The 22905-nt window shown below is 70.5% G+C and carries 26 protein-coding genes; 12 read left to right on the top strand and 14 right to left on the bottom strand.

Annotated features, from left to right (window positions below; all coding sequences use genetic code 11):
• Positions 1-100: 100 nt before the first annotated feature.
• Positions 101-1048: a methionyl-tRNA formyltransferase gene (locus tag OG272_RS02025; protein ID WP_327731765.1), complete on the bottom strand. Its 948-nt coding sequence runs from the start codon at positions 1046-1048 to the stop codon at positions 101-103.
• A gap of 102 nt (positions 1049-1150) precedes the next feature.
• On the opposite strand from OG272_RS02025, the gene OG272_RS02020 reads away from it, so the two are divergent.
• Positions 1151-2503 (top strand): SidA/IucD/PvdA family monooxygenase, encoded by a 1353-nt coding sequence (locus OG272_RS02020; RefSeq protein WP_327731766.1) that lies wholly within the window; start codon positions 1151-1153, stop codon positions 2501-2503.
• A 166-nt stretch (positions 2504-2669) separates the two neighbouring features.
• Here the strand turns inward: OG272_RS02020 and OG272_RS02015 are convergent, their stop codons facing one another.
• Positions 2670-3956 carry a streptophobe family protein gene (locus OG272_RS02015; protein WP_327731767.1) on the bottom strand — a complete coding sequence of 429 codons (1287 nt, stop codon included), beginning with the start codon at positions 3954-3956 and terminating at the stop codon, positions 2670-2672.
• Between the two features lie 188 nt (positions 3957-4144).
• Between OG272_RS02015 and OG272_RS02010 the strand changes: the two genes are divergently transcribed.
• On the top strand, positions 4145-5458 hold the full coding sequence (locus OG272_RS02010) for a DUF6777 domain-containing protein (protein WP_327731768.1): 1314 nt from the start codon (positions 4145-4147) through the stop codon (positions 5456-5458).
• 27 nt (positions 5459-5485) lie between these two features.
• Here the strand turns inward: OG272_RS02010 and OG272_RS02005 are convergent, their stop codons facing one another.
• Positions 5486-5623: a hypothetical protein gene (locus OG272_RS02005; protein WP_326585984.1), complete on the bottom strand. Its 138-nt coding sequence runs from the start codon at positions 5621-5623 to the stop codon at positions 5486-5488.
• Between the two features lie 255 nt (positions 5624-5878).
• Between OG272_RS02005 and OG272_RS02000 the strand changes: the two genes are divergently transcribed.
• Positions 5879-6469: a DinB family protein gene (locus OG272_RS02000; RefSeq protein WP_327731771.1), complete on the top strand. Its 591-nt coding sequence runs from the start codon at positions 5879-5881 to the stop codon at positions 6467-6469.
• A gap of 89 nt (positions 6470-6558) precedes the next feature.
• A complete protein-coding gene (locus OG272_RS01995) occupies positions 6559-6924 on the top strand; it encodes a helix-turn-helix transcriptional regulator (protein WP_327731773.1) in 366 nt (121 codons plus the stop codon).
• 44 nt (positions 6925-6968) lie between these two features.
• On the opposite strand, the gene OG272_RS01990 is transcribed toward OG272_RS01995, so the two are convergent.
• Positions 6969-7571, bottom strand: a complete 603-nt coding sequence (locus tag OG272_RS01990; protein WP_326573597.1) for an ATP-dependent Clp protease proteolytic subunit — start codon at positions 7569-7571, stop codon at positions 6969-6971.
• Positions 7571-8227 (bottom strand): ATP-dependent Clp protease proteolytic subunit, encoded by a 657-nt coding sequence (locus tag OG272_RS01985; protein ID WP_327731775.1) that lies wholly within the window; start codon positions 8225-8227, stop codon positions 7571-7573. Before OG272_RS01985 ends, OG272_RS01990 begins: the two co-directional genes overlap by 1 nt.
• A 220-nt stretch (positions 8228-8447) precedes the next feature.
• On the opposite strand from OG272_RS01985, the gene OG272_RS01980 reads away from it, so the two are divergent.
• On the top strand, positions 8448-8927 hold the full coding sequence (locus OG272_RS01980) for a VOC family protein (RefSeq protein ID WP_327731777.1): 480 nt from the start codon (positions 8448-8450) through the stop codon (positions 8925-8927).
• Between the two features lie 162 nt (positions 8928-9089).
• Entirely contained in the window at positions 9090-10109 is a 1020-nt protein-coding gene (locus OG272_RS01975) for a TerC family protein (RefSeq protein ID WP_327731778.1), read from the top strand.
• Here OG272_RS01975 and OG272_RS01970 read toward each other — a convergent pair.
• From OG272_RS01970 to OG272_RS01960, 3 genes are all read right to left on the bottom strand, one after another.
• Positions 10106-11044 (bottom strand): SGNH/GDSL hydrolase family protein, encoded by a 939-nt coding sequence (locus tag OG272_RS01970; RefSeq protein ID WP_327731779.1) that lies wholly within the window; start codon positions 11042-11044, stop codon positions 10106-10108. The two genes, OG272_RS01975 and OG272_RS01970, sit on opposite strands and share 4 nt — an antisense overlap.
• A gap of 122 nt (positions 11045-11166) precedes the next feature.
• The gene (locus OG272_RS01965; protein WP_327731780.1) at positions 11167-11844 is read right to left on the bottom strand and encodes a DUF3105 domain-containing protein; all 678 of its coding nucleotides are present in this window, start codon (positions 11842-11844) and stop codon (positions 11167-11169) included.
• Positions 11845-11936: 92 nt separating this feature from the next.
• A complete protein-coding gene (locus tag OG272_RS01960) occupies positions 11937-12359 on the bottom strand; it encodes a DUF6153 family protein (protein ID WP_326573587.1) in 423 nt (140 codons plus the stop codon).
• A gap of 196 nt (positions 12360-12555) precedes the next feature.
• On the opposite strand from OG272_RS01960, the gene OG272_RS01955 reads away from it, so the two are divergent.
• Together OG272_RS01955 and OG272_RS01950 are read left to right on the top strand one after the other, a co-directional pair.
• On the top strand, positions 12556-13365 hold the full coding sequence (locus OG272_RS01955) for a VOC family protein (protein ID WP_326573585.1): 810 nt from the start codon (positions 12556-12558) through the stop codon (positions 13363-13365).
• 62 nt (positions 13366-13427) lie between these two features.
• Positions 13428-14174: a ribonuclease H gene (locus OG272_RS01950; RefSeq protein WP_327731782.1), complete on the top strand. Its 747-nt coding sequence runs from the start codon at positions 13428-13430 to the stop codon at positions 14172-14174.
• Between the two features lie 34 nt (positions 14175-14208).
• Here the strand turns inward: OG272_RS01950 and OG272_RS01945 are convergent, their stop codons facing one another.
• The 3 genes from OG272_RS01945 to OG272_RS01935 all read right to left on the bottom strand — a co-directional run bounded on the left by OG272_RS01945 (position 14209) and on the right by OG272_RS01935 (position 16024).
• Positions 14209-14661 carry an SRPBCC family protein gene (locus tag OG272_RS01945; RefSeq protein ID WP_327731783.1) on the bottom strand — a complete coding sequence of 151 codons (453 nt, stop codon included), beginning with the start codon at positions 14659-14661 and terminating at the stop codon, positions 14209-14211.
• 98 nt (positions 14662-14759) lie between these two features.
• The gene (locus tag OG272_RS01940; protein ID WP_328505281.1) at positions 14760-15584 is read right to left on the bottom strand and encodes a tyrosinase MelC2; all 825 of its coding nucleotides are present in this window, start codon (positions 15582-15584) and stop codon (positions 14760-14762) included.
• A 74-nt stretch (positions 15585-15658) separates the two neighbouring features.
• Positions 15659-16024: an apotyrosinase chaperone MelC1 gene (locus OG272_RS01935; RefSeq protein ID WP_326573577.1), complete on the bottom strand. Its 366-nt coding sequence runs from the start codon at positions 16022-16024 to the stop codon at positions 15659-15661.
• Between the two features lie 338 nt (positions 16025-16362).
• Here OG272_RS01935 and OG272_RS01930 point away from each other — a divergent pair, with 338 nt between their 5' ends.
• Positions 16363-17574, top strand: a complete 1212-nt coding sequence (locus OG272_RS01930) for an FAD-dependent monooxygenase (RefSeq protein ID WP_326573575.1) — start codon at positions 16363-16365, stop codon at positions 17572-17574.
• Positions 17575-17604: 30 nt separating this feature from the next.
• Here OG272_RS01930 and OG272_RS01925 read toward each other — a convergent pair whose 3' ends face one another.
• A complete protein-coding gene (locus tag OG272_RS01925) occupies positions 17605-18231 on the bottom strand; it encodes an alpha-ketoglutarate-dependent dioxygenase AlkB (RefSeq protein ID WP_405892304.1) in 627 nt (208 codons plus the stop codon).
• 123 nt (positions 18232-18354) lie between these two features.
• The gene (locus tag OG272_RS01920; protein WP_326573571.1) at positions 18355-19032 is read right to left on the bottom strand and encodes an AIM24 family protein; all 678 of its coding nucleotides are present in this window, start codon (positions 19030-19032) and stop codon (positions 18355-18357) included.
• A gap of 101 nt (positions 19033-19133) precedes the next feature.
• Here OG272_RS01920 and OG272_RS01915 point away from each other — a divergent pair, with 101 nt between their 5' ends.
• Positions 19134-19817, top strand: coding sequence for an NUDIX domain-containing protein (locus OG272_RS01915; RefSeq protein WP_405892303.1), 684 nt, complete (start codon positions 19134-19136; stop codon positions 19815-19817).
• 24 nt (positions 19818-19841) lie between these two features.
• Here OG272_RS01915 and OG272_RS01910 read toward each other — a convergent pair whose 3' ends face one another.
• Positions 19842-20750, bottom strand: coding sequence for a LysR family transcriptional regulator ArgP (locus OG272_RS01910; RefSeq protein WP_327731788.1), 909 nt, complete (start codon positions 20748-20750; stop codon positions 19842-19844).
• A gap of 78 nt (positions 20751-20828) precedes the next feature.
• Between OG272_RS01910 and OG272_RS01905 the strand changes: the two genes are divergently transcribed.
• Both OG272_RS01905 and OG272_RS01900 read left to right on the top strand, forming a co-directional pair.
• On the top strand, positions 20829-21434 hold the full coding sequence (locus OG272_RS01905) for a LysE/ArgO family amino acid transporter (protein ID WP_405895972.1): 606 nt from the start codon (positions 20829-20831) through the stop codon (positions 21432-21434).
• A gap of 117 nt (positions 21435-21551) precedes the next feature.
• A complete protein-coding gene (locus OG272_RS01900; protein ID WP_405892301.1) occupies positions 21552-22859 on the top strand; it encodes an MFS transporter in 1308 nt (435 codons plus the stop codon).
• Positions 22860-22905 lie beyond the last annotated feature (46 nt).

The raw sequence follows: 22905 nt of genomic DNA, 5'->3' as shown, positions 1-22905 counted from the left end.
CGTGCGGGGCACGGACGGGACGGGTGGCCCGTCACCGGGCGAGATCATGGACAGGCCCGTCACCGGGCGAGATCATGGACAGGCCTGTCACGGGGCGGGATCACGGACGGGCCGTCAGGTAACCGCCCATCGTGCGGAAGTAGTCCGTCGCCGCGTGCTCCGTGCCGTCCTCCGTCCGTACCCGCCTGACCACCAGCCCGGGCAGCCGTCCGGAGCGCGCCTCGGTGCCGGCGACGATGACGACGCCGTCGCCCTCGCGGATGAAGATCCGCCCCGGCGTGCCGCCGTAACGCCCCTCGGACACGGCGGCCGAGACGATCCGGACGCGCTGGCCGCGGTGGTGGGTGAACGCGTTGGGATACGGGTCGGACTGGGCCCGTACGAACCGTTCCAGGTCCTCGGCGGGCCAGGTCCAGTCGATCCGGCTGTCCTCCAGGGACCGCTTGTGGAAGAAACTCGACCGGGAGCGGTCCTGGGGTGTCCACACGGCCCTGCCGGACGCGATGAGTTCGAGCGAGTCGGTGACGAGCGGGCCGATCAGATCGACCGTGCGGTGGAACAGGTCCGTCGCCGTGTCCTGTGGCCCCACCCGCACGGAACGCTGCAACAGAACGTCACCCATGTCGAGTTCGGCGTCCATGCGGTGGGCGGTGACCCCGACCTCCGGTTCGCCGTTGATGAGCGCCCAGATGAGCGGGGAGAACCCCGCGTAGGCCGGGAGCAGCGAGTCGTGGATGTTCAGTGTGCCGTGCGGCGGCAGGTCGAAGATCTCGGGCGGCAGCCAGGTGCGCCAGTTGTTGGCCACGATGAGATCCGGATCGACCTCCTTGAGCGCGCGCAGGAGTTCGTCGTCGCCCGGCCGGTTGCGCAACAGCACCGGTACGCCGTGCTGTTCGGCGAGATCGGCGACCGAGTCGCTCCAGATCTTCTCGTACGCGTGGTCGCTCTTCGGATGGGTGACCGCGAGGACCACCTCGTGTCCGGAGTCCAGCAGAGCCTGCAGCGTTCGGTGTCCCCAGGTCTGGTACCCGAACATGACGACCCGCATATGAGCCCTCCTCAGCCGTTGCTAGGTAAGGCTAACCTTATCTAACATGTGTCTGCTTGGGGGAGGCTGTGTTCCAGCTTGGGAAACTCTATGACCCCTGTTATGGGAGGCGATGACGCGGTGACGACGCTGCAGACCGGGCCGGATTCCATCTACGACGTACTGGGTATCGGGTTCGGTCCATCGAATCTCGCACTCGCCATCGCGCTCCACGAACACTCCGGCGCCTCCGGGCCGGCGGACGGGCTCCGCGTCGGATTCCTGGAAAGACAACCCCGGTTCGGATGGCACCGGGGCATGCTCATCGACGACGCCACCATGCAAGTGTCCTTCCTGAAGGACCTGGTGACGATGCGTGACCCCACCAGCGACTTCAGCTTCCTGTGCTACCTGCGCGACCGGGGCCGCCTCGTCGACTTCCTCAACCTCAAGACCCTCTTCCCGCTGCGCATCGAGTTCCACGACTACTTCGAGTGGGCCGCCGCCCGCGTCGCGCACCTCGTCGAGTACTCCGCCGAAGTCGTCTCCGTACGCCCCGTCACACGGGACGGCGAGATCCGCTACTTCGACGTCACCAGCCGCGTACCCGGCGACCCGGAACGCCTGACCGTCCGCCGGGCCCGCAGCATCTGCCTGGCCACCGGCCTGGAACCGCACCTCCCGCCCGGCGCCGCCCTGTCCGAACGCGTCTGGCACAACAGCGAGTTGCTGCCCCGCGTCGACCAGGTCCGGCGCTCCGGGCGGCCGGTGCACCGCGCGGTCGTCCTCGGCGCCGGCCAGAGCGCCGCGGAGGCCGTGGACTACCTCCGCCGCAACTTCCCCGAGGCCGAGATCTGCTCCGTCTTCGCCAAGTACGGCTACACCCCCGCCGACGACAGCCCCTTCGCCAACAAGATCTTCGACCCGGAGGCCGTCGACCTGTACTACGGCGCGCCCCGCGAGGTGAAACAGTCGCTCTTCGACTACCACCGCAGCACCAACTACTCCGTCGTGGACATGGACTTGATCGAGTCCCTGTCCCGGGCCATGTACCAGGAGCAGGTCCAGGGCCGGGAGCGGCTGCGGATGATGAACGTCTCCCGGCTGCGCGAGGTGGAGGTGGGCACGGACGACGTCAAGGTGACCGTGGAGTTCCTGCCGACGGGGGAGCGCGAGATCGTCTCCTCCGACCTCCTCGTCTACGCCACCGGCTATCAGCCGCGGGGCGTCGGCGACAACCTCGGGGAGATCGGCAAGCTCTGCCTGCGCGACGACGAGGACGCGCTCCGGGTCGGCCGTGACCACCGGGTGGTGACCGCGACCAATGTCTCGGCCGACATCTACCTCCAGGGCGGTACCGAACACACCCATGGCCTCACGTCGACACTGCTGTCCACCACCGCCGTACGCGCCGGGGAGATCAGTGCCTCGCTCCTCGCCCGCCGTGCGTCGGACCTGACGGCATCGGAGGGCTGAGGGCCGACGCCTGTTCGCCGTGAGGGTTTCGTCCGTGGGCGTCCGTGGGCGTCCGCGGGGAGTGCGGGGGAGTGCGGGGCCGACCGCGCGGTTCCCCGCGTTCCATCTCATCGGCGACGCCCGCGCGGCTCAGGCGTCATCGCTCGCGAGGTGAACCGGTCATCACCTACCGGCGGTCGGCGTCCGCGTCGACCGCACCCCGCCGCCGCACCCCTCTCGCCAGCACCCCGCCCACGAACCCGGTCACGAGCCCCCACAGCACGGCGAGCCCCAGCGCGGACCACAGGCGGGGCCGCAGGAACAGCTCACCGCCCAGGTCGCCGCCGAGGTCGCCGATACCGATGACCGACAGCCCGTAGTGTGCGGAGATCCGGGCCACGAGGCAGATCATCAGGACGGTGAGCACCAGGGCGGCCGCCATGTGCACCGCGTGCTGCCACAGCCGTACCCGGGCCGGGGAGCGCGCCGCCAGCACGAACGCGGCGACGATCAGCAGCACGGCGTCCACGACCACCAGCCACCACACCCGGCCGTCGTACTCGGCGAGCGAGCCCAGGTTCAGGGTCGACACGTCGGGCCCGCGCACGACCTCGTCCAGGATCTTCGGCATCGGCAGCCCGAACGGCCCCTCGACCTGGCTGTCCCAGGTGGCGCCCAGACCGATCGTGAAGACCAGCCACACCACGTTCGGCAGGCCCAGCAGGATCACCGCGGCCGTCTCGGCGGCATGCCCGCGGGTCAGCGCCACCACCACCGCGATCACCAGCCCGAGACCGACGTACGCGAGCAGCAGCCCGACCATCGCGTACGCGGCCGGGCGCACCGACTCCTGGAACCGCAGCAGCCGCGCCGGAAGCGGCGCCCCACGCGACACCAGCAGTGCCAGGACCAGGACCCCGGCGAGCCAGAGCAGCCCGAAGAACACGGTCGGCGCCATGGCCGTCTCGAACCCCACGTCGGCGGAGGTCCCGAAGAAGTCGCCCACGTCCCCGAGAGGGATGTCGAAGGTCTGCCGGGCCGCGAGCGCGAGGCTGATGAGCGCCGCGAGCCACAGGACGGCGATGCGGGCGGCCCAGCCCGCGAGTTCGGTCGCCCCCGCGACCGCCCGGTGGCGCAGGGGCCGCAGGAACCCGGCGGCGATCACCAGCGCGCCGACGAGGGTCACCGACAGGGGGATCACGGTCAGGCCCGCCTGGGTCTCGGCGATGGACCCGGCGCCGCCGGAGAGCTCGATGGTGCCCCCGACCGCCGTCACGACGGTGGCCGCGACGACCCGGGGGAAGGCGCCGTCCGGGAGGTCCGCCGCGCCCGCCGCCCAGAGACCGAGGCACGCCGTCACGATCATCGCGATCAGCCCGGCCAGCACGGTTCCGAGGGCCTGGAGCCAGCCGTGGCGGGCGACCGGCCGCTCGGGTGCCGCGGTCTGCCGTGGACGCAGGGTCTGAGGACTCACTCTTGCCACGCTAAGCACGGCGGAGGCACTGCGCGCGTCGAGCTCTCCCGGCCCGCGGGCGGGGCCCGCGGGCCGGGGCCTTCGGCTTGCGGACGGCACGGGACCAGAGCACACAATGGGCCTGTTGTGGCGGAAAACATCATCAAGCTGGTGAATCGCCGCAGAATCCCTACGGCGGGAGAAGACCCGTGAGCGCCGAACAACCGTCCTCCGGCCGCCCGACAGGACCGCCCTCCGGTCCCCTGTCCGGGCCGTCGCAGCCCAGCCCCACCCCGCCCGATCCGACGCGGCCGAGCGGCCAGGTGCCCCCGGAACCGCCGAGCGACGCCTCGGGCCCGGGCGGCACCGGCGGGGCGGGAGGAGGCCCAGGTGGGCCAGGTGGGCCAGGTGGGCCCGGCGGAGGCTCCCGTGATGCCGGGCAGGGACCCGGAGGCCCCGGCCACCCGTGGTGGCGGTCGGCTCCCCGTATCGCCCTCATGGTCACCGCGGCCGTCGTCGCCGTGGTCCTGATCGTCGTCCTCACCCGGTCCGACGACTCGGGCGGCTCGGCCGACGGCGAGGTCTTCCTCCAGGCCGCCGGAAAGTCCGGCCCCGACCCGTTCACCGAGTCGACGGCGAAGGACAGCTCCACCCCGCCCGAGACGCCCACGGCGACCCCGAGCAGTTCGGAACCCGACAACGTGACGCGGGCCGTGGACGGTTCGGCCCCCGGTCTTTACGGCGGCACCCGCAACGTCTCCAGCTGCGACGTGGAGAAGCAGGTCACGGTGCTCCGGGCGAACCCCGCCAAGAACGACGCGTTCGCCTCCGTCGTCGGCGTCGAGTCCTCCGACGTGCCCGCCTATCTCCGCTCGCTCACCCCGGTGCAGCTGCGCATGGACACCCGGGTCACCAACCACGGCTACCGCGACGGCGCCGCCACCAGCTACCAGGCCGTCCTCCAGGCCGGCACCGCCGTCCTCGTCGACGACCGGGGCGTGCCCCGGGTGCGCTGCGCCTGCGGCAACCCGCTGAAGCCGCCGGTCGCCCTGAAGACGACACCCGAGCCGAAGGGGGACTCCTGGCCGTCGTACCGGCCGCAGAACGTGGTGGTCGTCGAGCGCTCGACGGTGATCATCAACGTGTTCGTCCTCTACGACCCCGAACGCGACGACTGGTTCACCCGGCCGAGGGGCGACACGGGCGGGAAGGACAAGAAGACCACCCCGCCCGTCAACCAGCCCTCCCCGTCGGCGTCGACGTCGTTCTCCGAGGAACCGCCCTCCGAGTCGCCCGAGCCGTGTCCTTCGACTCCGGGCGGAGCCACGGACGCCGACAAGGGCGGCAGCCCGTGCCCTTCGTCGTCCTCGGTGACACCGTCGACCTCCGCCCCGACGGAGACGAAGACCTCCGAGCCCGAGCGGGAGAGCCCCGAGACGGCCGACTCGCCGCCGGACGACACCACGACGAACGAGTCGGCGTCCCTCCACGGCACTCCGGAGTCGATCACCCCGGGCTCCTGACCCCGAAGGGGCCCGAGCCCGGGCGCCTCACTCGTCGATCGCCGACCCGAACCGCGCGTCCACGTAGGGCGCCCCGAGCGAAGCGCCGTTGTACGTCCACGACCCCGATGCCGTGATACCGCCCGCGCCCGCCGAGAGCACCCAGACATGATGGGCCCGGACCACGGACAGGATCCGTGTCGCTGCCCCAGGGCTGAGTACGCCGGGGACCAGTACGCCCAAGACCGTTCGGGGCGTGCGGTTGAGCGGAGTCACTTCTGCTCAGTCCACAGGAACGGTTGTACGGGAGTTCACGGACGCCGACGGACCGTGTCGCGAGAGCGTTTGTGCCCACGAGGAAGACCCCGAAGAGCGAGGACAGTGGTGCGGGGTGTGAAAAGCAGTGGCGGACCGTCGCCGTGACAGCCGATGCTCCTGCGCATGACTGACCATCGTGAGACGCGGCCCGACGAACAAGCTCTGCCGGAGAGGCAGCCCGGGTGGGGCGACCGGTTCGTCGGCCCCGAGGGCGACCCGCGCGGGGAAGGAGGGTTCGAGGGGGAGCGGGCCACGCTGGTCGGGTATCTGCGCAACCAGCGGCTGACCCTGGAGCTGAAGTGCGCGGGGCTCGACGCCGAGGCCCTGGCCCGCCGCTCGGTGCCGCCGTCGAACATGTCGCTGCTCGGGCTCGTACGCCATCTGGCCGGCGTGGAACAGTACTGGTTCCGCGAGGCGTTGGCGGGCGAGCCGGCACCGCGTCACTACCGCGCCGGCGACGACCCCGACGGGGACTTCAACGACGCCGTGGCCGACCCCGAGGCCGTCGCCGAGGCCTGGAAGACCTGGCGCTCCGAGGTCGACTTCGCCGAGCGGTTCGTGGCCGCGGCCCCCGATCTCGCCGTCACCGGCCGCCACGACGGCGAGCCCATCGCCCTGCGCGAGGTCCTGGTCCACATGATCGAGGAGTACGCCCGCCACAACGGCCATGCCGACTTCCTGCGCGAACGCATCGACGGCCGCATCGGCGAGTGAGGGCCCCGGACCTGCTTGCCCCGAGGGATTTTTCTGAGGGCGGAACGCGGCCCTCTTCCCCTCGCGCCCGCAGTTCCTAGGCTGAAGAGGTGAGCCAACAACCGTCGAACGAAGCCCGAGTCATCCCCCTGCGCCCGGCGACGGCCCGCCCGGCCGGCCCACCCGCCAAGGAACCCCTCTGGCGCGATCTCGTCGGCGACGTCCTCCGCCGCGAACGGCTCGCCCAGGAACGCACACTGAAGGACGTCGCCGACGAGGCCCGCATCTCGATGCCGTACCTCTCCGAGGTGGAGCGGGGCCGCAAGGAGGCCTCGTCGGAAGTCCTCGCGGCAGCCGCCCAGGCTCTGGGGCTGGGCCTGGGCGACCTCCTGTCCCTGGCTCAGACGGAACTGACCCGCCACGCCACCCGCTCGGCGACCAACGTTCCCTACAACGGACTGTGCCTCGTGGCCTGACGCTCACTCCCCGCGCCCCTCGGGGGCGCGGGGAACCGCGCTGCTCAGACTTCCACCAACCGCCGGTTCAACACCTCGTCCGCCAGCCCGTACGCCACCGCCTCTTCCGCCGTGAACACCTTGTCCCGATCCATGTCGGCCCGCAGATCCACCACATCGCGCCGCGTATGCCGCGCGAGCACCCCCTCCACCTGCGCCCGGATCCGCACCATCTCCTTGGCCTGGAGGGAGAGATCGGAGACCGTCCCCTGGCGGCCGCCACTCGCCGGCTGCCCGAGCAGCACCCGCGCGTGCTCCAGCACGAACCGCCGCCCCGGGTCCCCGCCCGCCAGCAGCACCGCAGCCGTCGAGGCCGCCTGCCCCACGCAGAACGTCGAGATCGGCGCCCGCACGTACGACATCGTGTCGTAGATCGCCATCAGCGAAGTGAAGGATCCCCCGGGCGAGTTGATGTAGATCGCGATCTCGCTCTCCGGTGCCGACGACTCCAGATGGAGCAGCTGCGCGATGACGACGTTCGCCACCCCGTCGTCGATCTCCGTGCCGAGGAAGATGATCCGCTCGGACAGCAGCCGGCTGAACACGTCGTACGACCGCTCGCCCTGCGGGGTCCGCTCGACCACGTTCGGAATCGTGTACGTCCCCATCACTGAAGCCCCATCCGTCGGCGTGAGGAGGCCGGCCGTACGTCGTCGAGCGACTCGACGACCCGGTCCACCATCCCGTACTCCCTGGCCTGTTCGGCCGTGAACCAGCGGTCGCGGTCGCCGTCCCGGGAGATCGTCTCCTCGCTCTGGCCGGTGTGCTCCGCGGTGATCCGCTCGATGGTCCGCTTGGTGAACTCCAGGTTCTCCGCCTGGATCTCGATGTCGGCGGTGGTGCCGCCGATGCCCGCCGACGGCTGATGCATCATGATCCGCGCGTTGGGCAGCGCGAACCGCTTGCCGTGTGTACCCACGCTCAGCAGGAACTGACCCATGCTCGCCGCGAAGCCCATCGCCAGCGTGGACACGTCGTTCGGGATCAGCCGCATCGTGTCGTAGATGGCGAGACCCGCGGTCACCGAGCCGCCCGGGCTGTTGATGTAGAGGCTGATGTCGGTGCGCGGGTCCTCCGCCGACAGCACCAGCAACTGGGCGCAGACCCGGTTCGCGGAGACCTCGTCGACCTGGGTGCCGAGGAGGACGATCCGTTGTGCGAGGAGTTGCGCGGCGAGGTGGTCGTCGAAGCGCGACGGCGGAGTGTCGCCCTCCTCGCCGCGTGGGGCGAGCGTCGGGGCCCGGCCGGTGATCAGTGGAGCCACGGTTCCTCCCTCTGGATGGACGCGACCGCGGTGGCCGCTGCCTCAACTCTCCCCGGGAACCGCCCCTCACCTGGCCTTTCTCTGCCCACGGCAGATTCGCCGACAGCAGAGCGCCCACGGCCCGCCCCATCCTCCGCATCACTTGCCCGAGCCACCGATAAGTTTCCGGACCAGGATCGGTCGACACAGACGACGACACACCCCGCCGGAGGAGGCGCACATGTCCAGCGACGGATTCAACACCTGCCTGTGGTTCGACGGCCAGGCCGAGGAGGCGGCCGCCCACTACGTCTCGGTCTTCAAGAACTCCCGGCTCGGCCGGGTCACCCACTACGGCGAGGGCGCGCCCCGGCCGGCCGGCTCCGTGCTCACCGTGGAGTTCGTGGCCAACGGCCAGACGTTCGTCGCCCTGAACGGCGGCCCGGAGTTCAAGTTCACCGAGGCCATCTCCTTCCAGATCCTCTGCGACGACCAGGACGAGATCGACTACTACTGGAAGAGCCTGACCGAGGGCGGCGAGCCCGGCCCGTGCGGCTGGCTCAAGGACAGGTTCGGGGTGTCCTGGCAGGTCGTGCCCACCGCGCTCATCGAGATGATCAGCGACTCCGACCCGCGGAAGGCGTCCCGCGCGACGGCGGCGATGATGTCGATGGGCAAGCTCGACCTCGCCGCCCTGCAGAAGGCGTACGCGGGCGAGTAGCCGACTGCGGAAGCACCCCTCACCCTGGTGGGCGGTCCCCGTGACGGGGCCCCTCACCAGGGGGCATGCCGGGTTTTCGGCCAATCTTTACCTGGGCCGGGTAGCGGTCGTGACGGGCGCCGGTGAGGCTTTCCCGTGCACCGCCTGTTACCCGGAGGAACAGTGAACGTCTCCCTCACCGCCTGGCTGCTCACCATCGTGGCCCTGGGCGTGCTGGTCGCCGTCGACTTCTTCATCGGCCGCAAACCCCACGATGTGTCGATCAAGGAGGCCGGCATCTGGTCGGCCGTCTGGATCGCCCTGGCGATCGCGTTCGGTCTGGGTGTGCTGGCCGTCGGCGGGGGCAAGCCCGCGGGAGAGTTCTTCGCGGGCTTCATCACCGAGAAGTCCCTGAGCGTCGACAACCTCTTCGTCTTCGTCCTGATCATGGCGAAGTTCGCCGTGCCTTCGCAGTACCAGCAGCGTGTCCTGATGGTGGGCGTCCTCATGGCACTGGTGCTCCGCGCGATCTTCATCGCCGCCGGTGCGGCGATCATCTCCAGCTTCTCCTGGGTCTTCTACATCTTCGGCGCGTTCCTGATCTACACCGCCTGGAAGCTGGTGGAGGACGCCCGCAAGGACAGCCACGAGGAGGAGTACGAGGAGAACAAGCTCCTTCAGGCCGTGGAGAAACGCTTCGGAGTGGCCGACCGGTACCACGGCACCAAGCTGTGGATCGAGGAGAACGGCAAGCGCGTCATGACGCCGATGCTCGTCGTGATGCTCGCGATCGGCTCCACCGACGTCCTCTTCGCCCTCGACTCCATCCCCGCGATCTACGGCCTCACCCAGGACCCGTACATCGTCTTCACCGCCAACGCCTTCGCCCTGATGGGCCTGCGCCAGTTGTACTTCCTCATCGGCGGCCTCCTGAAGAAGCTCGTCCACCTCTCCTACGGCCTGTCGATCATCCTCGGCTTCATCGGCGTCAAACTCGTCCTCCACGCCCTGCACGAGTCCGGCGTCCACGTCCCGGAGATCTCCATCCCCTTCTCCCTCGGCTTCATCGTCCTGGTCCTCGCCGTGACGACCGCGACGAGCCTGTGGGCGTCGAGGAAGCAGGAGAAGCAGGAGAAGCAGGAGAAGCAGGGGGAGGAGACGACCGGCGCGGGGGACGACGAGCCCACGTCCCAGCGGGTCTAGGAACGCGCGTCGGCGATCGCCCGGGTGATCTCCCTGGCCATCCGGGTGATGCCGGGGGACAGCACCGGGCACGGCTTCGGCTTGGAGGTGGTGGGGGCCAGGCAGAAGTGGAGGTAGTCCTCGTCGTGGTGGAGGGCGGTGCGGGCCCGGCCCGGCTGGGTGCAGTAGCCGTCGTGCTCACGTTCGTACGGGGTGCACGGCAGGTACTGGGTCCAGGTGTAGCGGTCGGCGGCCGGGCTCACGGCCCTGCCCGCGTCGGCGACCATGTCACCGGAGGCCTTGGCCTGCTTCTCGTACAGGGCGTTCACCCGCCGGACCCGGTCCGGGGTGATCGGGTCCGGGCCCTGCAGTACCCACACGATCGTCGGCCGGTGCGCGCCGCCCGCGTTCGCGATCTGGTCGGTGAGCTGCTCGGCGGCCGCCGTGTACCGCTGGAAGTACTTGGTGCGGGCCTTGCCGTAGGTGATGCCGTCCATGCAGGGCGTGTAGTCCCAGGCGTTGCCCCAGAACTGCAGCACGACGTAGTCCGGGCTCAGCCGCCGTACCAGCGCGGCCGCCTTGTCCTTCGTCGGGACGAGCGACCGGTCGGCGGTGCCCTCCAAGTAGTCGCACAGAGTGGTGCCCGAGTAGGGGGCGCTCGTGTAACGGGCGCCGAGGTCGTCCTTCAGGAACGTGCCGAGGACCGTCTGGTTCTCCATGGCGAGCGAGTCCCCGAGATAGAGCACCTTGGGCGCCTTCGCCGCCTTCGCCGCGTCGGCGTCGGTCTCGGCGTCGGGGGCAGCCGTGGCGGCCCGCTGACGCGTGGTCGGTGACGCGTCCGGCCCCGCGACCGACGGCGGGGCCTCCTCCGGCGCGGACTGCGGATCCCCGCACGCGCCGAGCAGCAGCGCGGCGAGCACCGCCCCCGCCACTCCCACGATCCACGGCTTGCGCATACGGCGACTCCAGCCCCGGCCATCGAAACGGTTCCCCAGGCAAGCACAGCCCGGGACAAGGCGGAAGACCCGTCTCGGCCACGAGGGGCGCCCGGTCCTGCCGGACGCCCCCACCGGTCAGCTCACGGAGTCATACCGCCGGTGCACGCGGCACCCGGCTCCGGTGTCTGCTCGCCCTGCACGTACTTGTCGAGGAACTTCTGCACCCGCGGGTCGGACGCCTTGTCCACCTTCAACTGGTGCTCCCACGCGCTCAGCACGATGGGCGAGGACTGGTCCTCGTAAGGGCTCATGAAGGTGTACGTCGTCTTGTTGACGAGCCCGGTCAGCGACGTGACGTCCGCCTTGGCCGCCTTGTCGTTGTACGTGATCCAGACGGCGCCGTGCTCCAGCGCGTGCACGGCGTTCTCGTTCGGCAGGGCCTTGGTGTACACCTGCTTGTCGCAGTTGACCCACACCTGGTTGTGGTCGCCGCCCACGGGCGGGCTCATCTTGTAGTCGACGGGCTCGGAGACGTGGTTCTGGGTGAGCTTCGACCAGCTCTTCACGCCGTCGACCGGCGCGGCCTTCGCCTCCTCCTTCTCCTGGGCGGAGTCGATCAGAAACCAGCCGCCGCCGACGAGCCCTACGAGGATCGCGGTGGTGACGCCGAGTGTGAGCACACGCATGCGCCGCTCACGGGCCTGCTCCGCCTTGCGGATCTCCTCGACGCGGGCGCGCCGCGCCGCCTCCCTGGCCTTCGGGCTGTTGCTCCTGCCCGTCGGTCCGCTGTTCTTGGCCTTCGACTTGGATGAAGCCATGGGGATCGTCCTTCTTCTCCCTGCCGTGCGCGCACGGGCACGGCGGTCCTGCGAGTCGTCTGGGGTCTGTCGTACGGGGGCCGGTGGCCGGCCTAGACGCGGAGCAACTGCAGTTCGTGGAGATCGGGAGGGCGGGCCCGCCCCGGCTCCAGGGATCCGGCGGGCGCGACCGGGGCCGATGCGGGCGCGGGCGGCCAGGGTGCGGCGGTGTGGTCCGCGCCGGGCAACGGCACCTGGCCGAGCACCGCGGCCGGGTCGGGGGAGTGGCAGTCGTGCTCACCGGGACCGTGCTCACAGGGGTCGCGCTCCACCTGGCTCGCCCGCGCGGCGACCGACCGCTCCTGCACCGGCCCCGCCGACACCGCATGCGGACGCTGCGCCGGAGCCTCACCGGGAGGCGATCCCGCGCAGAACAACAGGAACGTGGCCAGGGCCGACGAGACCACGAGCATCAGGCGCGCCGACCGGCCCCGGACGCACGGCAGCGCCGTACGTCTGAACGGTCGGCCGGACATGGAGGCACCTCACGAATCGAGGCGAACGGGAGTGCGAGCGTCGCTGAAATTATCAGACGACGCACAGCCGCGGTCCCGTCCCATGGATCCCGTGCCGGTTTCACACGGTTCGTCCCCTTCGGCGCGCGTCCGGGACCGGTCCTGGCTAGCGTGAGATCCGGGGAATCCGCCTGGAGAACCGAGGAGAGTGGCAGCCATGGCCGCACATCCCGAGGGAGCGCCCTGTTGGGTCGACGCGATGTTCAGTGATGTCGAGGGGGCGAAGCGTTTCTACGGCGACGTACTGGGCTGGACGTTCGGGGAGTCGTCCTCCGAGTACGGCAACTACACGCAGGCGTACGCGGACGGCAAGGCGGTGGCCGCCGTCGTCCCGCCGATGCCCGGGCAGGAGGGCCAGTCCGCCTGGTGCCTGTACTTCGCCTCGTCCGACGTGAACGCCACCGCGGCCAGGATCCGCGACAACGGCGGCGAAGTGCTGATGGAACCGATGCGGGTCGGCGAGTTCGGCTCCATGCTGCTGGCCCGCTCCCCGGACGGCGTCGTCTTCGGCGGCTGGCAGGCCGGCGTCCACGAGGGCTTCGAGGCCATGGGCGTGCCCGGCGCGTACGTGTGGGCCGAGATCTTCACCCGCGAGCCCGAGAAGTCGGACGCGTTCTTCCCGGCCGTCTTCTCGTTCCGCACCAAGCAGATGGACGACCCGGACAACCCGCACATGGACTTCCGGGTCTTCGACCTGGGGCAGAACCCGCTCCTCGGCCGGATGAAGATGACACCGGAGGACTTCCCGCCCGAGGTGCCCTCGTACATCAACGTGTACTTCACCGTCCCCGACTGCGACGACGCGGTCGCCAAGGCCACCAAGCTCGGCGGCGTCCTGCGCTTCGGCCCGATGGACACCCCCTTCGGCCGCTTCGCCGCGCTCAGCGATCCGCAGGGCGCGTCGTTCTCGGTCATCGACGTCACCAACACACAGGGTGAGATGCCGGCGCTCACGGACGTCGACTGAGCGGACACGGCGATGCGCGGGGGCGTGGGACCCATGGACGGTCCCACGCCCCCGCGCATGGCATGATCGAGCGCATGCCGGAACGTGTTGTGGCCGCCTGCGACGGAGCGTCCAAGGGAAACCCCGGACCAGCGGGCTGGGCCTGGGTGGTCGCCGAGGACGATGAGATCCCTACGCGTTGGGAGGCCGGCCCGCTGGGCAGGGCCACCAACAACATCGCCGAACTCACCGCGCTGGAGCGGCTGTTGACGGCCACCGACCCGGCCGTGCCGATCGAGATCCGGATGGACTCCCAGTACGCGATGAAGGCGGTCACCACCTGGCTGCCCGGCTGGAAGCGCAACGGCTGGCGCACGGCCGCCGGCAAGCCGGTCGCCAACCAGGAACTCGTGGTCCGGATCGACGAGTTGCTCGCCGGCCGCTCCGTGGAGTTCCGCTACGTCCCCGCCCACCAGGTCGACGGCGACCGCCTCAACGACTTCGCCGACCGTGCGGCGAGCCAGGCGGCCATCGTCCAGGAACCCGCCGGTACCGAGCTGGGCTCCCCGGAACCGCCGGCCGTGCCCGACACGGTCCCGGCCCGCCGCGCCTCGGCGAAGAAACCAGGGAAGTCGGCCCGCCCCGGCGGCCGTACCGGCTCGTCCGCCGCCTCGTCCTCCTCGTCTCCCTCGTCCCGCACCATCAAGGCGAAGTTCCCCGGCCGCTGCCTGTGCGGCCGCCCCTACGCCGCCGGCGAGCCCATCGCCAAGAACGACCAGGGCTGGGGCCACCCGGAGTGCCGTACGGCGGCGACGACCGGAGCCGAGTAGCCGCCGACGGGACGGAGCGGGAGGGGTGCGGGCGTCACACGACGGTGCCGCGCCACTCCCCGGTCTCCCGGCCGCGCTCCTCCATGAACTTCTTGAAGCGCTCCAGGTCACCCTTGGTCTGCCGCTTCACGACCCCCAGCTTGTCGGCCACCTTCTCGGCGGCTCCCGTGGGCTGGAACTCCATCTGCAGCATCACCTTCGTGCGCTCCTCCGAGAGGTGGTGGAAGGTGACGACACCGGCCTGCCGGGCCTCTCCGGCGACGGTCGTCCACGCGACCCGCTCGTTCGGGATCTGCTCGGTGATCTCCGCGTCGAACTCCCGGTGCACGCCGTCCACCTTGGTCACCCAGTGCGTGAGCGTGTCCGAGCGCTGCTCGATCCGCTCGACCCCGCTCATGAACGCGGGGAACGTCTCGAACTGCGTCCACTGGTTGTAGGCGGTCCGCACGGGGACCTGGACCTCGATGGACTCCTCGATCTGGGTCATCGTTCGCCTCCTCACATCGGTTGCGTCGCGGTCGCGTCCGAGTCGCCTCGGCCGCGTCCGACGCGGCGGGTACCCAGGTCTCTCGTGGATCAACGTGGTCAGGCCGCGTCGAACGTGTAGTGCGCGGTGTGGTCCAACAGTGCCGCCGGGGCCGTGTCGTTCCACGGCTTCATGGTCTCGTCCAGGTCGACCACGTTCGGCGTGCCGGCGGCGGGCAGGTACGGGGAACCCGGGTGCAGGCGCTGCCAGTCGGCCCACAGCTTGTCGATGAACGCGTGATGCAGCCAGAAGACCGGGTCGTTGGGGGAGACACCGGTGCCCATCTGGCCGCCCACCCAGACATGCACCCGGTTGTGGAGGTTCACGCCGCGCCAGCCCTCCAGGTGATTGCGGAAACCGTCCGAGGCACTGTTCCAGGGCGCCATGTCGTACGTGGACATCGCGAGCACGGAGTCCACCTCGGCCCGGGTCGGCAACTGCCGCACCGCGCTGCCGAGGGACCGCCGGAGATAGGTGCGGCCGTCGATGCGCACGTTGATCGGCCAGTTCCCGGTGGACGCCGCGAACGGTCCGTCCATCACCCGCCCGTCGCGGCTGCGCCCGGTGCCGCCGAGGAAGTCCGGCGCCCACAGGGACGAGCGCGCCGTGCGGTCGGCCGTCCAGTCCCAGTAGGGCAGCGCGACGGTGGCGTCCACGGACTGCAGGGCCCGTTCGAACTCCAGCAGGAATCTGCGGTGCCACGGCAGGAAGGACGGCGAACGGTGGCCCGTACGTTCGCCGTTGTCGGTGTCGCCGAGGATGAACGCGTTGTGCGTCGTGACGAACTCGTCGTAGCGGCCGGAGCGTTTCAGCGCGATCAGCGCGTCGACGAAACGCCGCTTCTCGTCGGCGGTCAGGGTCGCCTGGTTCTTGCGTATGGTCATGGCTCTGCGGCTCCTTGCGGTGTTTCCTGTGGTGCGGGTGCGGGTGCGGGTGCGGGTGCGGGTGGCGGTGCGGGTCAGCTGAAGGGGACGAGACGGGCGCCCTGGAGCTCGTCGACCGCGGCGCGGGCGGCGGCGCGCGGGGTCGGCACGGGGGAGTAGTGGCTGACGACGCTGATCCAGCTGCCGTCGGCGTTCCGCATCACGTGCAGCTCGGCCCCGTCGACGAACACGGCGTACCCGGTGCCGTGATGGTGACCGCCGCCGTCGGTCGCGTGGCCCTGTATCCGGCGGCCCCGGTAGACCTCGTCGAAGGCCTGGGGGTCATGAGGGCCGGCGTGGCCGCCGTGGTCGTCCGCGACGGCGGCGGTGAGCGGGGCGCCGACGGTCGCGGCGAGGGCGGCCGCGGCGCCGAGGGCGTGGCGGCGGGTGATGTCGGGCATGCGGGAGCCTCCTGGGAAAGGGGGGATTGATGACCCGTCATGCCTATCGATCAAGTGGGGAACGGGAGAAATCCCAGGAAGTCGGTTGGCTGCGATCCGGACAATTAAGTAAATGTCGTGCAAGCTTGAACAAAGATGATCTTGCTGTGGCGGCACTCCGGGTGAAGGTGGAGGGGGATATTCCGCCCGGAGCCGGCGGTAGTGCCGATGATCTTGCGGTGTCGACGTGGATCGCGTGGTCGGGGTCACGCGGGCAAAGTGACGTGAATCCGGAGCGCACGCGCACTGCTACTCTTCGTGGTCAATTGATCGCTTTGCGCAGCGAAATGGGAGTGTGCGTGAAGATCGCGTGCGTCGGCGGCGGACCCGCAAGCCTGTACTTCTCGATCCTGATGAAGCGGCAGGACCCGTCCCACGACATCACCGTCCATGAACGGAACACGGCCGGATCGACCTACGGCTGGGGTGTCACCTACTGGTCCGAGCTACTGGACAGGCTCCGCGAGAAGGACCCCGAGACGGCCCTCGCCATCAGCGAGAACTCCGTCAACTGGAACAGCGGGGTGGCGTACGTCCGTGACCGTACGACGGTCCAGCCCGGCGACGAGGGCTTCGGCATCGGCCGGCGCCGCCTGCTCGAACTGCTCGCCGAACGGGCGCGGACCCTCGGCGTCCGCGTGGAGTACGAGGACGAGATCACGGCCGACGACCTGCCGGACGCCGACCTCGTCGTCGCGGGGGACGGAGTCAACAGCACGGTGCGCGAGCGCCACGCCGACCGCTTCGGCAGCGACATCACGCTCGGCCGCAACGCCTACATCTGGCTCGGCACCACCAAGGTCTACGACGCCTTCACCTTCTCCTTCCAGGAGACCGACCACGGCTGGATCTGGGCCTATGCCTATCCGTTCAGCGACGAACAGAGCACCTGCGTCATCGAGTGCTCCCCGCGGACACTGAGCGGCCTGGGCCTGGACCGCCTGGGCGAGGCGGACGGGCTGGCCCTGCTGGAGAAGCTCTTCGCCGACATCCTGGACGGCCACCCGCTCCTGGGCCGGGCCCAGGACGACGGCACCGCCCAGTGGCTCAATTTCCGCACCCTGACCAACCGTGCCTGGCACCACGGCAACCTCGTCCTGCTCGGCGACGCCGCCCACACCACGCACTACTCCATCGGCGCCGGCACCACGCTCGCCCTGGAAGACGCCATCTGCCTGGCCGAAGCCCTCGGCGCCCACCCGGACACGCGGGCCGCGCTCGCCGCGTACGAGCGGCGGCGCAAGTCCGAACTCCTGCGGCTGCAGAGCGCGGCCCGCCACAGCGCCCAGTGGTACGAGAACATCCAGCGGTACATCGACCTGCCCCCGGAGCAGATGTTCGCGCTCCTCGGCCAGCGGCACTCCCCGCTGCTGCCGTACGTGCCGCCGCAGCTCTACTACCGCCTCGACCGCGCGGCCGGCCGCCTGGAGGCCCTGCGCCGCCTCAAGCGCTGGCTGGGCCCGAAGCTGGCCCGCTCGTCGCAGTCGCGCGCCCTCGCCGACCGGAAGTAGCCGGCCCCTGGGCGCCCCTACCACGCACCTCTACCGCACGCCCCGGGGCCGGAACTGGATGCTGATACGCGGCCCCACCGCCCGTGTCGACTTGGGGATCGCGTGGTCCCAGGTGCGCTGGCAGGAGCCGCCCATCACGATCAGGTCGCCGTGCCCCTGCGGGAACCGCAGGGTCTCCCCGCCGCCGTGCGGGCGCAGGGCCAGATCACGGGGGTCGCCCACGGACAGGATGGCCACCATGGTGTCCTCCCGGGCGCCCCGCCCGATCCGGTCGCCGTGCCAGGCAACGCTGTCCCGGCCGTCGCGGTAGTAGCACAGCCCCGCCGTGGCGAACGGTTCACCCAGCTCGGCGGCGTAGTGCGCGGTGAGCGCCTCCCGGGCCTCGTTCAGGACGGGGTCCGGGAGGGTGTCCTCGGCGCCGTAGTACGCGAGCAGTCGCGGCACGTCCACGACCTGCTCGTACATCTGTCGTCGCTCCGCCTTCCAGGGCACCTCCTCGGCGAGCCGCGTGAACAGCGCGTCGGCCCCGCCGAGCCATCCGGGCCGCAGATCGACCCAGGCCCCGGCGCCCAGATCACGTCGGCGCAGACCGTCGAGGGGGCCGAGGCGAAGGTCGTCGGACTGGTCGAAGAGGGAGCCCTGGAGGTGCATGGCCATACCTGCAGCGTACCCCCGGATTCGAAAACCTGTTCGTTCAGACCCGTCGGTGGTCCGTCGGTGTGTCCGTCCGTGGTCTGCCGCTGGTTCCCGGTGGCGCGGGCTCCCTCGTCGCCCGTCGTCTCAGTGCTGCTGAGCCTTCTGCGGGGTCAGCTCGCTCGGCCGGACGACCACGAAACCCTCGCCCTCCAGCTTCAGCTGCACGGCCTCACCGGAGCCGCCGCGGATCATCGAGCCGAAGGACTGGGAGCGGTGCAGCGAGGTGTTGAGGTGGGCCGTCCAGCCCACGACCGCGTCCGTGTCGACGAACACGGGCAGCTGCGGCGAGACCGGGATGACCAGCGGATTGCCGTCGCAGACGAGTCCGAGCCTGCCCTGCCCCGTGAAGACGCTGTTGAACAGGCCGCCCCCGGTCATGCCGGCGCCCTTCACGGTCTTGATCTCGTACGACAGCGAGGCGTCGAAGCAGAGCACGTTGCGGCCGTTGACGGTGAACACGTCGCCCGGCTCGATGTCGACGATGAAACAGTTCTGCGCCTCGTGCGCGAACCAGGCCTCGCCCTGTCCGCGCACCGCCATCAGCGGCAGCCCCTCCCCGGTGACCGCGCGCTTGAGCATGCCGCCCATGCCCTGGCCCTTGCGCTCGAACTGCAGGTTCCCGCGATAGGCGATCATCGCGCCCTGCCGGGCGAGCATCTCGCCGTTGACGGCGTACTTGATCGACTTGGCGTTCTGGACGCTCATCCCCGGCGCGTACGCCGGCTGAACCATGTTCTCGTTCGAGAAAAGATCGCTCTTCATACGGGCATGCTGTCCCGGACTGCCCGATTCCGCCAAGCGACGCGCGCGGTAGGTGAATTGAGACGCCTGACACCGTCGCGAGCGGAATGGTAAAAGCGGACATGACCAACAACACCGTCGGCGTCGACCTCCCGGACCGCCGGGGCCGCACCGGGCTCGACCGCACCGGCCGGGACCTCACCGGCAACCCGCGCGTCAAGGTGCGGGACGTGCGACTGCTGTCCAGCCACTGGTACGTGGAGCGCACCACCACCTTCGACTTCCAGCACGCCGACGGCACCTGGAGCACCCAGGAACGCGAGACGCACGACCGCGGCAACGGCGCCACCGTCCTCCTCTACGACGCCGAACGCGAAACCGTGCTGCTCACCCGGCAGTTCCGCTACCCGGTGTACGTCAACGGCCACCCCGACGGGATGCTGATCGAGACACCGGGCGGCCTGCTCGACGAGGAGGACGAGCACCCCGAGGTCGCCGTGCGGCGTGAGGTCGTCGAGGAGACCGGCCACACCATCGGCGAGATCCAGCACGTCTTCGACATCTACATGAGCCCCGGCTCGGTCACCGAACGCGTCAGCTTCTACGCCGCCCCGTACGGCCCGACGACCCGCACCCACGAAGGCGGCGGCCTGGACGAGGAGGGCGAGGACATCGAGCTCGTCGAACTGCCCTTCCGTCGGGCCCTGGAGATGATCCGCGGCGGGGAGATCGCCGACGCCAAGACCATCATGCTGCTCCAATGGGCGGCGCTGGAAGGGCCGTTCGCCGCAGGGGGCGGTTCCTGAGGCGAGGGCGGGCGGGCTCGCGCCTCAGGGGTCGAGTGCCTCGGCGGCCTCGGCGGCGACCGCCTCCGCCACGGCCGTCAGCGCGGGGGAGTCGAGCTTCCACTGCTGCCAGAACAACTCGGCGTCCATGGTCCGCCCCGGCCCCAGATCGACAAGCCGTCCGGCGTCGAGCAGCGGCTCGGCCTGGACGGCGGGCACCATGCCCCAGCCCATTCCGGCGACCACGGCGTCGACGAAGCCCTCCGACGTCGGCACGTAGTGCCGTCGGGAACTGGCAGGTCGCCCCCGCGTCAGCCGCCGGACGAAGGCGTCCTGGAACTCGTCCCGCCGGTCGAAGAACACGACCGGCGCGTCCACGATCACGTCCTTCAGCGGCACGCCCGATCCGACGCCGAGCCACCGCTCCGCGAAGGCGGGGGCGGCGCAGGGTACGTACCGCATCCGGCCGAGCGGACGGACCGAGCAGCCGGCCACGGCGTCCGGTGCCGAGGTGACCGCGGCCATCACCAGCCCCTCGCGCAGCAGCCGGGCCGCGTGCTGCTCGTCCTCGCGGAGCAGCTCGTAACAGGGGCGCAGTTCCTCCGGCACCCGGGTCAGGGCGGGCAGGAACCAGGTGGCCAGCGAGTCGGCGTTCACCGCGATCGACAGGCGTGTGGTCTCCCCCTCGCCCGTCAGGCCGAGCGCGGCGTGCGTGTCGTGTTCGAGGCGGGCCAGCTGGCGCGCGAACCGGACGATCGCCTCGCCCGACTCGGTCGGCCGCACCGGCTTCTCCCGGATCAGCAGGACCCGGCCGACCCGCTGCTCCAGCGCCTTGACCCGCTGGCTGACCGCCGACGGCGTCACCCGCAGGGCACCGGCCGCCGCGTCGAACGTGCCCTCGTCCACCACCGTGAGCAGGGTGCGCACCAGATCGAGCGGAAGCTGAGGCATCACGATCGCTAATGATACGTAAGAATCTTTAGCTGTACGCATGGCGGGACATTTCCTAGCGTTGTGGGTGTGTTCAACGAAATGACCGCCCTCGCGGCCGGATTCGGCACCGGCCTCTCCCTCATCGTCGCCATCGGCGCCCAGAACGCCTTCGTCCTGCGCCAGGGGCTGCACCGCGCCGCGGTGCTCCCGGTCGTGGCCATCTGCGCCCTCTCCGACGCGCTGCTGATCGCCCTCGGTGTGGCCGGGGTCGGTGCGGTGGTCGTCGCCTGGCCGGGCGCGCTGACCGCGGTCGCCCTGGTCGGCGGCGGCTTCCTGCTGGTCTACGGCGCCCTGGCCGCCCGCCGCGTCCTACGGCCGGGCGACGACGCGCTGCGCGCGGAGAGCGGATCGGCGGGCTCGCGGCGCCGGGCCGTCCTCACCTGTCTGGCACTGACCTGGCTCAACCCCCACGTGTACCTCGACACCGTGTTCCTGCTCGGCTCCATCGCCTCCGACCGCGGGCCCCTGCGCTGGACCTTCGGCCTGGGCGCCACGCTCGCCAGCCTGTGCTGGTTCGCCGCCCTCGGCTTCGGCGCCCGGCTGCTCAGCCGCTTCCTGGCCCGCCCGGCCGCCTGGCGCGTCCTCGACGGTCTGGTCTCGGTGACGATGCTCGCCCTCGGCGGGATGCTGATCGCCGGAGCGTGAGCCCCGGCCGTTCCCGGTGCGGCGACAGCATGTGAGACGGCGGCGAAATCGCCTGTCCCGGCGGTGGCGATCTCCGCGATAGTGGTGCCCGTATCGAAAGATGTATCGAGCATCAGGATGCCCGTGGACACCACCAAGAGCAGCGCCGGCGACGACACGGCACCGGAGGGCGACTCACCGGCGCCACCTCGCCGGGGCCGGCGCCGCTGGGCGATGGACACCCGCCCGCTGCGCCGCCCCGCCTACCGTCGCCTGTGGTCCTCGACCATCGTCACGGCCGTCGGCAGTCAGCTGACCGCCGTCGCCGTGCCCAAGCAGATCTACGACATCACCGGCTCCTCCGCCTGGGTCGGCTACGCGAGCCTCGCCGGCCTGCTGCCCCTGGTGGTCTTCGCGCTGTGGGGCGGCGCCGTCGCCGACAGCGTGGACCGCCGCACCCTGCTGCTGGTCACCAACACCGGCATCGCCGTCACCTCGGTGCTGTTCTGGATCCAGGCCGTCACCGGCCTGGAATCCGTGTGGGCGCTGATGGCCCTGCTCGCCCTCCAGCAGGCCTTCTTCGGCCTCAACTCACCCGCCCGCAACGCCTCCGTGGCCCGGCTGGTCCCCGCCGACGAACTGGCGGCGGCCGCCGCCCTCGGCTCGACCGTGATGCAACTCGGTCTGGTGGCCGGGCCGTTGCTCGCCGGCGCCCTCATCCCGGTCATCGGCCTGCCCGAGCTGTACCTGATCGACGCACTGGCCCTGTGCATCACGCTCTGGGCGGTCTACAAGCTGCCCTCCCTGCCTCCCCTGGACACCGCGAGGGCCAGACGGGCCGGCTGGCGGGAGGTCGTCGCCGGCTTCCGCTACATCGCCCTGCACAAGGTGCTCCTGCTGTCCTTCCTCGCCGACATCATCGCGATGGTCCTGGGCATGCCCCGCGCCCTCTTCCCCCAGCTGGCCGACACCACGTACGCGCCCTACGGCGAAGGTCTGGCCCTCGGCCTGCTGTTCGCCGCGATACCCGTCGGGGCGGTCGTCGGAGGCCTGATGTCGGGCACCTTCTCCCGCTCCCGACGACACGGCCTCATGGTCATCGTGGCCGTCATGGCCTGGGGCGCGGCCGTCACGGGCTTCGGGCTGAGTACCAGCCTGTGGTTCGCCGTGCTGTTCCTCGCCGCCGCCGGGGTCGCCGACATGGTCTCCATGATCTTCCGCGGGGCCATCCTGCTGTCCGCCGCGACCGACGAGATGCGCGGCCGGATGCAGGGCGTCTTCACCGTGGTCGTGGCCGGCGGCCCCCGTCTCGCCGACGTCCTGCACGGCACCGCCGGCGCGGCCTTCGGCGCCCGGACGGCCGTCGCCGGCGGCGGTCTGCTGGTCATCGCCGCCGCACTGCTCCTGGCGACGGCGACACCGGCACTGCGGCGCTACCGGATCTGATCCACCGGCACATCCGGTCTTCCGTACGCTGGGCAGCCGCACACCC

This window comes from Streptomyces sp. NBC_00104 (genome assembly GCF_045160825.1).
In the GTDB taxonomy this organism is placed as follows: domain Bacteria; phylum Actinomycetota; class Actinomycetes; order Streptomycetales; family Streptomycetaceae; genus Streptomyces.
Note: the sequence above shows the minus strand (reverse complement) of the source record. Positions and strands in the feature narration are given on the sequence as shown.